The sequence below is a fragment of the Alteromonas sp. Cnat3-28 genome, from assembly GCF_022348265.1.
In the GTDB taxonomy this organism is placed as follows: domain Bacteria; phylum Pseudomonadota; class Gammaproteobacteria; order Enterobacterales; family Alteromonadaceae; genus Alteromonas; species Alteromonas macleodii.
This window is the reverse complement of record NZ_JAKREY010000007.1, coordinates 145,001-157,544: the sequence shown is the minus strand read 5'-3', so window position 1 is coordinate 157,544 and position 12,544 is coordinate 145,001. Positions and strand designations below refer to the sequence as shown.

The window sequence follows — 12,544 nt, the reverse complement described above, 5'->3', positions numbered from 1 at the left end:
TTAGCCGATAGATACAAGTTAAGGTGAGCGCGCACAGTGAAATTGTGTTCTTCTTACAATTTTAAGTGTGTAAATAATTTAAAATACCACAGTCCCTAATGGTTTTGTCTTGGTCACACGATGACGCCATATTTTCGAGTGATGACTTTAATGCGTTTAGCTCTTCAATGCGAATAATGACGTCTGATAAATGCTTAGCTATTAACGTATTGATATTTGAACAGCTCTGATCTGGCCTCGAACGACTGTCCATTAGCGTTTTTACTTCCATGATAGACATATCTAATGAACGACACTGTTTGATAAACAGGAGTTGTTCAATAGTCCCCTTGTCGTAGACACGATAATTTCCACTTGAGCGCTTAAGCTCAGGCAAGAGCCCCTTCTTTTCATAAAAACGAATGGTCTGAATACTACAACCTGTCGTCTTTGCGACATCACCAATTTTCATTTTTTTCTCCTAACCGTTGACTCTATACCAAGTATAGACTTTATACTCATACTATTCATCAGTAAAGAGTGTGTTTCTAATGAGCGGATGTGGGTGCGAAGTTGAAATAAAAGACCAGTCTCAACGACAGGTTTTGTATTGGCTTTTGGGAATAAACGCGACAATGTTTGTTATAGAAATGGGGATCGGGTTGCTTGCTGATTCAACCGCATTAATAGCCGATTCACTTGATATGCTCGCCGACGCAGTTGTCTATGGTGTTGCCCTTTATGCTATTGGTAAATCGCTATTGCACAAAGCCAATGCGGCTAGAATTAGCGGCTTTTTTCAGATGGCACTGGGTGTGTTGATTATCATTGATATTGTAAGACGGTCAATTTACGGTAGCGAACCTGTATCGGGACTAATGATGGCTATGGGGGCAGTTGCACTGGTTGCTAATGTCATTTGTCTTGTGATCATACGCAAACAAAGAAATGAAGAAGTGCATATGCGGGCAAGCTGGATATTTTCAGCCAACGATGTGATTGCCAACTTAGGTGTTATCTTTGCTGGCGTTTTGGTGTTTTGGCTCGATTCTCGATGGCCTGATCTGGTTATCGGTGTGATAGTTTCGTGCGTTGTGTTGCGCGGGGCAAAAATGATCCTCGAAGATGCTGGAAATGAAAGACAGCGAGCGCTTAATGCGCAAAGTTGATAAGAAAATGCCAATTTTTAATTGCACATCAAAACTGCGTAGGTTGGCATGGCTACTTATTACTTTGCTCATGTGTCAATCGGGCTTTTCGTTCGCCGCTCAATGCGATGACTACCCTGCGGAGGTATCGTCAGTCCCTGAACAATCAAAGTCGATAGGCACTTATGATGTTCCCGAAAAAAATGTAAATGCTGGTGATAATACGTCGAGTGAAGAGTCTAAGTGTTTCCATTGTGTGCTGTGTCAATGTGGACAGATTAAGTTTCTGGCACAACACCCAATAAATGACGTATCTAAACCGTTATATACCAATCAATACAGTTATTCCCGCAACGTCACTGACGGCCTAGTCGAAGGCCTTTTGCGCCCACCTCAACATTAATCCATTCCCTCCTATATGTTTGCATGGGTGCTTTCCATGTATGTCGTTATCTTATGAACAAAAGGTTCTTTTATGAGTTCTTCACGCCCATTGGGCATAAAAAAAGCTAGCTCAGCGTATCTGAAATTGATATCTGCTGCACTGGTAACCATGAGCATATCTGTTCAATCTGCCAATGCGCAAAAGTCTTCAATCACGCTTGAAAATGCGCTCAAACGCACATTATCAAACAACCCAGATTTAGTTGTGTTCGAATTTAAATCTTCGGCTTTGGATGGTGAATCAAAAATGGCCAGCTTACGACCTGAAATGTCTGTTGGGGTTGAAGTTGAAAATGTGTTGGGAACAGGCGAAGTGTCTGGTATCAAAGATGCCGAATTGACACTGACCTTATCGTCGGTCATCGAACTGGGCGATAAAGTCAGCGGCCGAATGAATGTGGTGAGTTCAAAAAAAGCACAACTGCTTACACAACGGCGCATTCGTACGCTGGACATCTTGGGTGAAACAACTCGACGATATATCAATGTCATTGTCCAACAAGCGTTGCACAAGACTGAGCAACGAGCTGAAATGCTGGCTCGCACAATGCTTCAGACAGTCTCTACACGGGTTGAAGCGGGGGCTTCTTCACCACTTGAGAAAAAACGTGCAGAGTCAGCGTTGTCGCAGGCGCGTTTGTCGTTATTGATAAGTGAACAAAAACTCAATGAGTATAAACGCGACCTGGCCATCATGTGGGGTGACACTAACGCTGCGTTTGCGGAAGTTGAAGGGACACTGTTATCGTTTCCAAATTCACTATCACTTGAACATATGCTTTCACAGCTTCAAAGCAATCCACACGTTCTGCTTTATGCTGATAACTATCGGGTACAAGAGGCCAGATTGAGAGTGGTTCAGGCCAGTCAGCAGTTCGACATTGCGTGGGAAGCCGGTATCCGAAGAATGCAGGGAATTAATGACACAGCGTTAGTCGCCAGTATTTCGGTGCCGTTAAATACCAAGCAGCGGAATCTAGGAGAATACGAACAACAGCGCGCATTGCTTGACAGTATCGACTATCAAAAACAAGCGAAAATTCGTGAACTCACTCGCCAATTAAATCAAGTCATTAGCGCAAAAGACCAAGCCTTGCTCACTGTTACGACCCTTCAAGACAATGTCGTTCCCACATTGGAATCTGCATTGAAATTGGCGCGGGATGGCTATGAAAGTGGTCGCTACAACTATATAGAGTGGGTGACAACGCAACAGCAACTCATAGATATGCAACGAACACTGATAAAAGCCGCAGGCTTAGTCCACCTTCGAAGCGCAGATCTAGAGGCACTTACGGGAATTCCCGTGTTTTCTGACTCTCCCTCGACGTCTGCTCAATCATCAGAATTACTAGAGAAAAAATAATGAATACATCACAATTTACATTACTCACTAGCGCACGTTACTTGCTTGGCGTGTTAGCCATGCTACTTACTTTATTGTTTGCTACTGTCGCCCTGGCTGATGATGACGATGAGGAAGCCGAAGAAAGACCCGAGTACGTAGTATTATCTCAAGAACGGATGCTTAAACACGATATCGTGACTGCTTCAGCCGCGTCAGGATCATTATCGCTCACAACCAGAACGTTTGGGCGGATAGTTCATGATCCTGCGTCACTGAGTCATATTCGTGCCCGCTTCGACGGTGTTGTAAAACGTATCATGGTGAATATTGGAGATAAAGTAGAAAAAGGTGACACGCTGGCAATCATTGAGTCAAACGAGAGTTTAAATCAATACTCAATCACCTCACCGATGTCTGGAAAAATCATAGCTAGACACGCCAATGATGGTGAGCTCACCAACGGTCAAGTGCTGCTTTCTGTTGCTAATTACTCTCGCGCAATTGCTCAATTGGCTATTTTCCCCAAACAACGTACTCATATTGCCGCTGATATGGAAGTCACTTTAAGGCTTGAGGAATTGCAGCAACAATCAAGTATAAGCCACATTACGTCCTCACCGGATGACAAACCCTATTCTATCGCGTTTGTGAACGTTGATAATGGCAGTGGTTATTGGCCTTTAGGCGCTATGGTAGAGGGTTATATTCAGATTGGTTTCCAAGAAGTCAATCTGGCACTCCCCAAAAGTTCAATACAAGAGTTAGATGGGCAAACCATTGTTTTTGTCAAAGAAGGGGAACGATTTTACCCCCGCCAAGTAAAACTTGGGAACACGGACAACCGTTTAGTAGAGATTGTGAAGGGCGTTCAAATAGGCCAGCAAGTCGTTGTAGAAAATAGCTATCTACTAAAAGCTGATTTATTAAAAATGGAGGCGGGCGATGATGACTAATTACCTGCGAATTTATTGTCAAAAGCAAAGCCAAGTCCATAAAAACGGTGAGGTGAGAGCATGATTGCACGAATACTCCGTCTGTCGATTGAGCGCCGTGGTGTCATGATGTTGTTCGCCTTGTTTGTCGCCTTTTTTGGTATGTACAGTTACAAACAACTGCCGATTGATGCTGTGCCTGATATCACCAACGTGCAAGTGCAGATAAATACCGCAACCCCAGGTTACTCGCCTTTGGAGACTGAGCAACGCATAACGTTTATAGTTGAAACCTCGCTGGCCGGTTTGCCTAATTTATCGTATACCCGCTCGATATCACGCTATGGCTTGTCGCAAGTCACAGTCGTGTTTAAAGAGGGCACCGATTTATATTTCGCACGAAATCTCGTCAACGAGCGTCTCACCGCCATCGCGGCGCAATTGCCAACAGGGTTAACCCCTGAAATGGGCCCTATCGCCACAGGCTTGGGTGAAATTTACATGTACTCGTTAAGTGCTGAGCCTCAGGCGCGACAGGACAACGGTCAACCCTATGATGCTATGGCATTAAGGGAGATCCATGATTGGGTAGTTAAGCCCCAATTGTCGCTTGTTGAGGGGGTGACCGAGGTTTATGCGGTAGGCGGATTTGAAAAGCAATATCATGTGAATCCTAATCCAGTCGCAATGATAAACTTTGGGATAAGTACAGGTGACCTTCTCAGTGCGCTAGAACGCAACAATGCGAATCAAGGCGCTGGTTTTGTAGAACAAAATGGGCAACAAGTACTGATCAGATCGGAAGCCCAACTGAAGGGCATCGACGATATCGGCCAAGTGGTTGTTAAGATCATTGATGGCATACCGGTAAAAATTCAAGACATCGCCCAAATCAACCTCGGTAAAGAGCTGCGCTCTGGAGCCGGCACGTTAAATGGCCAAGAAACAGTGATTGGCACGACAATGATGTTAGTGGGAGAAAACTCTCGTACGGTCGCCAAAGCTGTGGACAGTAAGCTCGAAACCATTAAAACAAGCTTACCCGAGGGCGTTATCCTTGAAGCGGTTTACGATAGAACAAGCCTCGTTGACAAAACCATTGACACAGTACAGAAAAACCTCGTCGAGGGCGCTTTACTTGTCATCGTTGTGCTATTCGTTTTGCTTGGGAATGTGCGAGCTGCACTTATTACAGCCGCTGTAATACCCCTGGCAATGCTTGCCACGATATCGGGTATGGTCAAAACCGATGTGTCTGCTAACTTAATGAGTTTAGGCGCACTGGATTTTGGCTTGATTGTCGATGGCGCAGTTATCATTGTTGAAAACTGTATCAGGCGATTATCCGAATCCCAGAAGCAAAACGGCGCAACTCTACCGCTCAAAGAAAGACTGAATGTTGTATATGAAGCCACTAATGAAGTCATACGTCCCAGTTTGTTTGGTGTATTGATCATTACCATTGTTTATATCCCCTTGTTCACGCTCACTGGCGTCGAAGGTAAAATGTTCCACCCCATGGCAGCGACCGTGATAATGGCTTTGCTTGCCGCAATGGTATTTTGTTTTACCGTAGTGCCTGCGGCGATAGCAATTTTCATGAGAGGTAAAATTAGCGAAAAAGAAAGCCCAATTATTAAAGGTGCAAAGGCAGTCTATCGTCCTGTTTTAACCGGAGCGCTGCGTTTTAGATGGCTAGTGGTAGTAGCAGCGAGTGCTTTGGTTGTCGGCAGTTTATGGATGGGCAGTAAATTAGGCTCCGAGTTTATTCCCCAGCTCAATGAAGGTGATATCTTAGTACAGGCAATACGGATCCCTGGGACAGGGGTAGAACAAGCAGTTGAAATGCAAAAAACTCTTGAAGCGAAACTTATGCAGTATGAGCAAGTACAGACGGTATTCGGTCGCACGGGTACGGGTGAGGTCGCCACCGACCCTATGCCACCAAACATTACAGATACTTATGTTATTTTAAAGCCTCGGGAGCAATGGCCCGATCCATCAATGACAAAAGCTGAGTTAGTGGAAACGTTTGAAGAGGACTTGTTTACTTTGCCCGGCAATAATTATGAATTTACGCAACCTATACAAATGCGTTTTAACGAATTGATTAGTGGCGTAAGGGCAGATTTGGGGATAAAGCTATTTGGGGATGACTTAGATACGCTCTTTGCATCTGCTTCTGACATTTTGACCGTTATTTCAACGATTGAAGGAGCTGATGACGCGAGGCTTGAGCAGGTAGAAGGCATTCCAATCTTCACCGTCACACCAAAGCCTGATCAATTGGCACGCTTTGGTTTGGATATAGCCGACTTGCAGTTATGGCTCAATGCTGCGACAGGTGGAGAAACCGCTGGAATGATTTTTGAAGGCGACAGACGCTTTGAGATTGTCGTGCGATATGGCGACGACATTCGAAATGAACTCACTCAGCTTGAGAGCGTTCCCATCGTCACGCCCTCTGGTGAGCATGTACCGATAAGCGAATTAGCCACACTGGCATTTAAAGAAGTACCTAGCCAAATAAGCCGGGAAAATGGCAAACGTAGTATTGTTGTCACAGCAAATGTGCGTGACAGAGATATTGGCACTTTTGTTGAAGAAGCTCAGGCGAGAATCAATGATGAAGTAGATTTACCTGCTGGTTATTGGCTCGACTATGGTGGAACCTTTGAGCAGCTCGAGAGTGCGAGTCAACGATTGACTATTGTGGTACCGGTTACGTTGTTTGTGATTTTGACAATGCTGGTAATTGCGTTTGGTTCTATACGCGATGCGTTGATTATCTTCACAGGTATCCCTTTGGCATTAACAGGCGGTGTAATGTCTCTTTGGTTAAGGGATATGCCTTTATCCATATCCGCGTCGGTAGGATTTATCGCGTTGTCTGGGATTGCCGTATTAAACGGATTGGTAATGCTGTCCTTCATCAAGCAACGTTTGCTAGAAACCGGAGAATTAGTGAATAGCATTGTTGAAGGGGCACTTATTCGCTTGCGTCCGGTATTAATGACAGCACTAGTGGCAAGCCTTGGATTTGTGCCCATGGCGCTCAATACGGGCATAGGTGCAGAGGTGCAACGGCCTTTGGCCACGGTGGTCATCGGCGGGATAATATCGTCAACCTTGCTAACACTGGTAGTGCTGCCTGTACTCTATCGACTCGTGCATAGTAAAGGGGATTAGTAGTGTTCTTGGGCATTTATTCGTAAATGCCCAAGTTTTACCTGAACGATTTTTAGGTACCTATTGACTCTTTATTAAGTATAGACTTTACAATCATATTCTTAACGTCATGTACGATAAGGATAGATATGGTTTCGCTTATTTTAATTAGTAGTTTTTTGGCGCTAGCCGTCCTCGGTAGAAGCTTTGTTCAATATAAGAGAAATGGTGATTTTGGTATAAGAGCAGCATCTATAAACGCACCATTAATAGAAATTGTACCAGGGGCTATATTCGTGGTTACGTTTTGCTTTGCATTTGGTCTAGTTCTTTTTGGTTACTTAGGACGTGCGCCCCTACTATTTGTTCCTTCAATTCCATTTCAGCTTCTCGGCTCCTTGATTGGCGCCTGCGGAATTGCTGTAACTTTGTTGTCTCAAATTCAAATGGGAGATTCATGGCGTATTGGCGTTGACCAGCAAGAAACGACTGCACTTATTACCCACGGGATTTACGCAAAGTCTCGTTCGTTCAATAAGTACATTCTCCATTTGTTGTCACCGCTACTACTGAAAATATTTTTTTGCAAAACACCATAAATGCCAAAACACTATGAATGCCTTAATCCAAGCAGAGAATACAAATAGTCAATTCATCCATACCTTCCCTGTTATACTTTCTCTGGAAAATGCATAATGATTTCCTCAATAAGAAACGTCATGTGTGTCTTAAAATTGGAAAGTATGGAAAAAGCTTAGAGAGCAAGTGTATAAACAATTTCCAGACATTTTCCATATTAACAACTAAATAGTAATTGATGTACGATGACCTAGAGTGACGCGCTCAATTGAGCGCTTTCTCACAAAAGCCGGCATTAGCTTATTAGCAAATGCCGTTTTTTTTATGTGCTTAACTTACTTTTTCTAGCTCCACGGGCACGCCATTTAGCACCGCATTTCCCGATAATTCGTCTACCTGTAAATCGTCAGTAAGAATATTGGTGTTTACCCCAGGGTGCTGACTTGCCACAGACAACTTTATGCCTTTTTTGTTGTGCCCCCATCCATGGGGAATTGACACCACGCCGGGCATAATTGCATCTGTGATTTCAGCCTCTATGGTTAGCCGGCCAACCCGCGATTTCACACTTACCTCATCGCCATCTGCAATGCCGTATTTTGCCCCGTCATCAGGGTGAAGCTGCAGCGTACAGCGGTTATTACCTTTCACCATACGAGGGCTGTTATGCAGCCAAGAATTATTGGTTTTAATATGCCGGCGCCCTATCAAAACAACGGGCTGATTTTGCGGCGTACCATGGTTCGCTTTTCCAAAGAAATGCGCGTTAACCCTGTCTAAGTCAGCCATGAAATAATCAAAGTCTAAGTGAATCTTCTTATCTTCATGGAACAAGGCATGAGGCAAAGACGGTTGTAGCGGCCCCAGGTCGATACCGTGTGGGTATGCTTTAAGCGTATCAATCGACAGCCCGCCTTCCGGAATAGCGGTTGCAGTTTCGCTTAATTTTGCCTCAACTTTTTCGCTTTTACTTGCTGCTCGACCATAAAGACCTGCTTGCAACAAATCATCGACCACACCTTTAGGCTGCTTGTCCCAAAGCGCAGCATAGTGTGCGGTGTTTTTTCCGTTTAGCGCATCGAGCCTTTCTGCTAACGAAAGGTATATTTGCCAGTCGCTAAGCTGGTACTCGTCAATGTCCACCACCGCTTCCGAATACTTCGCGAAATTTCGCACGGCAAAGTTGTGAAAAACAATGTCGTAGTGGTCGCGTTCTAGCGCGGTTACCGGAGGAAGGATCACATCTGCATGTCGGGAGGTTTCGGTAACGTAAAAATCCACCGCAACCATAAAATCGAGTTGAGAAAATGCTTTATCAAGCTGTTCTGCATTTGGCGTAGTGACCACGGGATTACCTGCACCAATTACCATGGCCTTAATTTGTCCTTCTCCCGGGGTTAAGATTTCCTCGGCTAAACACGCTACCGGATACTCACCAGCAAACGCCGGAAGCCCTCTTACGCGAGAAATAAATCCGCCCATGCTGCCCTTGCCTGATACAGGTAGTACGTCAGCGGCTGGCTGCGTGAACATCATGCCACCTCGCTTATCTAAGTTTCCGGTAAGCATGTTAAACAGCATGATGAGATACTGAGTGAGCGTACCAAACGCTTGTACGCTAGCCCCCATCCTTCCATAACAAACTGCAGACTCAGCATTGCAGAAGTCCAAAACAAGCTGAGTGATTTGTGAAGCTGTAATACCGGTAAGCTCGCTCACCTTTTGTGGTGAATAATCGCGAACGTATTTTTCGACCGCTTTTATACCCTCGGCATAAGATAAAATTTCATCCGCCTTGTATAACTGCTTTTCAAACAATACATGCAGCATAGCTAGCAGTAACAGCGCGTCACTGCCTGGACGAATAAAGTGATGTTCACAGCTGATATCGGCAGTTTCGCTGCGTTTAGGGTCGATAACGACGACCTTCCCTCCACGTTTTTGAATGCCCTTTAAACGCCTTTTCACGTTTGGCACGGTCATAATGCTGCCATTAGAGGCCAGCGGATTCCCGCCGATAATCATAAAGTGCTGCGTGTGATCAATGTCAGGAATGGGAATTTGGGAAATATGACCAAAAAGTCGGCGACTAACAATATGATGGGGCAACTGGTCAACGGAGGTAGCGGAGTAGCGGTTGTGCGACTTGAGGGCACGATAGAAATACGGCCCGAATAATATTGAGCCCATATTGTGCGCATTAGGATTTCCTAAATACACACCTACCGCATTATTGCCGTGGGCCTGCTGGATGTTGTGTAACTTGCTTGCGACCAAATCAAAAGCTTCATCCCACCCTATCTCTTCCCATGCGCTGTCTTCCCAGGCGCTGTCTTCGCCGTCAATTCGTACCCTTTTTACCGGGCGCTTCAAGCGGTCAGGATCGTCGTACAAGTCTTTTAACGCACTCGCTTTCGGGCAGATATGACCTTGGCTAAATGGGTTTTCTTTATCCCCTTTTATTGACAGTATTTGACGGCCTTTCGTCGCTACCTCAATACCACACATTGCTTCACAAAGCGTACAAGTAGAATAATGCAATTGTTGTTCAGCGTTGCTCACGGTAATTCCTACACAATTCATTGTTAATGAGTTGTTACGAAATTAGCGATTATTGCTGTAATAGACAAGCATCACTGAAAGTGATGATAAAGAGAAGGCACCTCGCCACAATTAGACGAGGTGCTATTGGTTAGAATGAGTAAGTCACACCAAGGGTTGCCGTGGTGCCTAACCCTTTAATATTGTAGCCACCGTAAGTATACGACTGAGCGCGCGCAGGATAGTAGTCGCTGTTAAACAGGTTCTCGACACCCATAAACGCATTCCAGTTATCAGCGAACTGGTATTGTCCACTTAGGTTAACAATATTGTAGCTCGATATAGGTCCTTGATCGCCCACATAGTCGCCGTCAGCATTTGGCGAGAAGCGTTTACGGTCACCCACATACAGATAGCTAACTGTTAACGATAAAGTGTCTGATGGTTTCCAGTTTACGTTTGCTGTTGCTTTGGGTGGGCTAATTTGGCGAGAGCCAAGGTACACGTCAGCTTCGGTATTTTTCCCTTCAACGTAACTATATGTGGCTACCACGTTGAGCGTTTCAGAGATTCGATAGTCTACTAAGCCTTCGTAACCCCAAATTTCCTGCGGTGCGCGAACAGGCTCATACACACCTGTCACCTCGTTGAAACTATTGGTCGTACCGAGCTCAGATGTACTTCTGTAAGCCGCAACTTCAAGGCGTACTTGGTCGAAAAGAGAGGTGAAGCCCACTTCGTAGTTATCGATGATAGAAGCCTCCGTTTGAATAAGACCAATATCATCTACCGTTGCAGCGCGCAGTAGACGGCCAATGTCAGCGATGTCTGAACCTTGCGAGTAATTGAAGAACGGGCTAAAGCTGTCGCTCCAGTTGTACTTTATCGCAATATTATAAGTAGTGGCGTCGTAATCTATGGTGTCACCCGTAACCTGAAGAGGAACAGAGCATTGAGTTTCAGAGCGACACAGCTTCAATGTTTCGTAGTCATCAACCGATAAGTCGATGCTTTCCCTTCTCACACCAGCCTTTACGATAACGTCGTCGCTAATTACCCACTTTGTTTGTAAAAAGCCAGCTAAGCTGTCCATTTCCATCTCAGGTACCCACACTCGCCCATCAACCAGCGGCTGTGAGGTGGTGTCTTTCAGTGCGTCGATACCATAAATGAACGTAGCTTCAACACCATCAAAATCAACCGCAGTATTAAATGTCGCGCGAGCGCCGCGCTTTTCAGAACGAATAATAGACTGACCACCGTCGTAGCCTTCATCTAGATTAGCTAAATTAGGTGAAAAGAAAAATACGTTTTCAATATCTTGCGAGTACACATCAAGCGTCATTTCACTGTTTGCAAAGATATTGCTGTCTGTGTATTTCAGGGTGATGTTCTCATTTCCGTCAGGCCCCTGAGGTTTCCCGCGTTTTTGCAACGCTTCAGGTACGTGAATAGCGTAGGTTTTCACGCCTTCGTTGATGTCTCCGGGAACATCCGCCAAGTCAGTTTTTTGTTGAGAGCTGAAGTAGTTGTAGCTGAACTGAAGACGTTTTTCTTGGTCGAAGTCGTAACCTAATTTGGTAAAGTAATTCTGTGTTTCAGCATCTGACAAACCGTACTGCAAACCTAGAATATCGCCTTCAGCATCGCGCTGAACGCCGTTTTCCTCGTAGCTGGCGGTAACAAGGTAATCAAAATTCTCCACCTTGCCGTTAATCGCAGCTGAAATACGCGCACCGGCTGACTCTTCAAGCTTCACTGCGCTAAAACGTGAAGACAAACTCACTTGGCCCTCATGCGTGTCTTGCGCTGTTGCTTGTTTGGTAATGTAGTTGATAATACCGCCTGACGCTCCATTGCCATAAACAGACGTAGCGCCCTTAATTACCTCAATTCTAGCAAGCGCGCTAGGGTCAATCGTTTTCACACCTAACGAGCCATTTCTAAGCGGCGTGGACTGAGGCACACCGTCAATCATCACAAGCGGAGCTCGTCCGCGCAAAGACTGGCCAGTATTGCTCGAACTACCTGTATCTGGAGCTAAGCCCGGCACCATCTGCGCTAACAAGCTCTGTAACTCGGGATTTACCTTTAGGTGATCTTCAATCTGCTTTCTTGAAATAACGGTGATTGACGCTGGTACTTCATCAATACTTTCAATAACACGACTTCCAGAAACGATAATACGTTCCATATCCTTTTGGGCATCATTAGCAAAAGAAGGCGCACTAACGGCTAAGGCAATGAGCGTAAGCGATGGTCTAAACATGAAAACTCTTTTAAGAAAATAAGGTTACGAAAGGCGCGTTATACTAAAGGTGTAGAAGAGCAATGTAAAGATAATGAAAACAATTCTCATTATCTTGGGTGATTTTAATAATAAGTGTTAAGTAATGAAATCTAGA

9 protein-coding genes are annotated in these 12,544 nt (G+C 44.9%); 6 read left to right on the top strand and 3 right to left on the bottom strand.

Annotated elements, in window-relative coordinates; translation table 11 throughout:
• Positions 1–61: 61 nt before the first annotated feature.
• On the bottom strand, positions 62–451 hold the full coding sequence (gene cadR / locus MHM87_RS09480; RefSeq protein ID WP_015065929.1) for a Cd(II)/Pb(II)-responsive transcriptional regulator: 390 nt from the start codon (positions 449–451) through the stop codon (positions 62–64).
• 79 nt (positions 452–530) lie between these two features.
• Here cadR and MHM87_RS09475 point away from each other — a divergent pair, with 79 nt between their 5' ends.
• The 6 genes from MHM87_RS09475 (at position 531) to MHM87_RS09450 (ending at position 7,618) form a co-directional block, all read left to right on the top strand.
• The gene (locus tag MHM87_RS09475) at positions 531–1,148 is read left to right on the top strand and encodes a cation transporter (RefSeq protein WP_015065928.1); all 618 of its coding nucleotides are present in this window, start codon (positions 531–533) and stop codon (positions 1,146–1,148) included.
• Complete coding sequence (locus tag MHM87_RS09470) at positions 1,135–1,530, top strand: hypothetical protein (protein WP_004588585.1); 396 nt, start codon at positions 1,135–1,137, stop codon at positions 1,528–1,530. Before MHM87_RS09475 ends, MHM87_RS09470 begins: the two co-directional genes overlap by 14 nt.
• Before the next feature lie 72 nt (positions 1,531–1,602).
• Entirely contained in the window at positions 1,603–2,937 is a 1,335-nt protein-coding gene (locus tag MHM87_RS09465; protein ID WP_029937684.1) for a TolC family protein, read from the top strand.
• A complete protein-coding gene (locus MHM87_RS09460) occupies positions 2,937–3,872 on the top strand; it encodes an efflux RND transporter periplasmic adaptor subunit (RefSeq protein ID WP_061093929.1) in 936 nt (311 codons plus the stop codon). Before MHM87_RS09465 ends, MHM87_RS09460 begins: the two co-directional genes overlap by 1 nt.
• A 60-nt stretch (positions 3,873–3,932) precedes the next feature.
• Positions 3,933–7,040: a CusA/CzcA family heavy metal efflux RND transporter gene (locus MHM87_RS09455; RefSeq protein ID WP_239247438.1), complete on the top strand. Its 3,108-nt coding sequence runs from the start codon at positions 3,933–3,935 to the stop codon at positions 7,038–7,040.
• Positions 7,041–7,168: 128 nt separating this feature from the next.
• Positions 7,169–7,618 (top strand): hypothetical protein, encoded by a 450-nt coding sequence (locus MHM87_RS09450; protein WP_239247437.1) that lies wholly within the window; start codon positions 7,169–7,171, stop codon positions 7,616–7,618.
• A gap of 310 nt (positions 7,619–7,928) precedes the next feature.
• On the opposite strand, the gene MHM87_RS09445 is transcribed toward MHM87_RS09450, so the two are convergent.
• Together MHM87_RS09445 and MHM87_RS09440 are read right to left on the bottom strand one after the other, a co-directional pair.
• On the bottom strand, positions 7,929–10,160 hold the full coding sequence (locus MHM87_RS09445) for a molybdopterin oxidoreductase family protein (protein ID WP_239258804.1): 2,232 nt from the start codon (positions 10,158–10,160) through the stop codon (positions 7,929–7,931).
• Between the two features lie 130 nt (positions 10,161–10,290).
• Positions 10,291–12,408 carry a TonB-dependent receptor gene (locus MHM87_RS09440; protein WP_239258802.1) on the bottom strand — a complete coding sequence of 706 codons (2,118 nt, stop codon included), beginning with the start codon at positions 12,406–12,408 and terminating at the stop codon, positions 10,291–10,293.
• Positions 12,409–12,544: the final 136 nt, after the last annotated feature.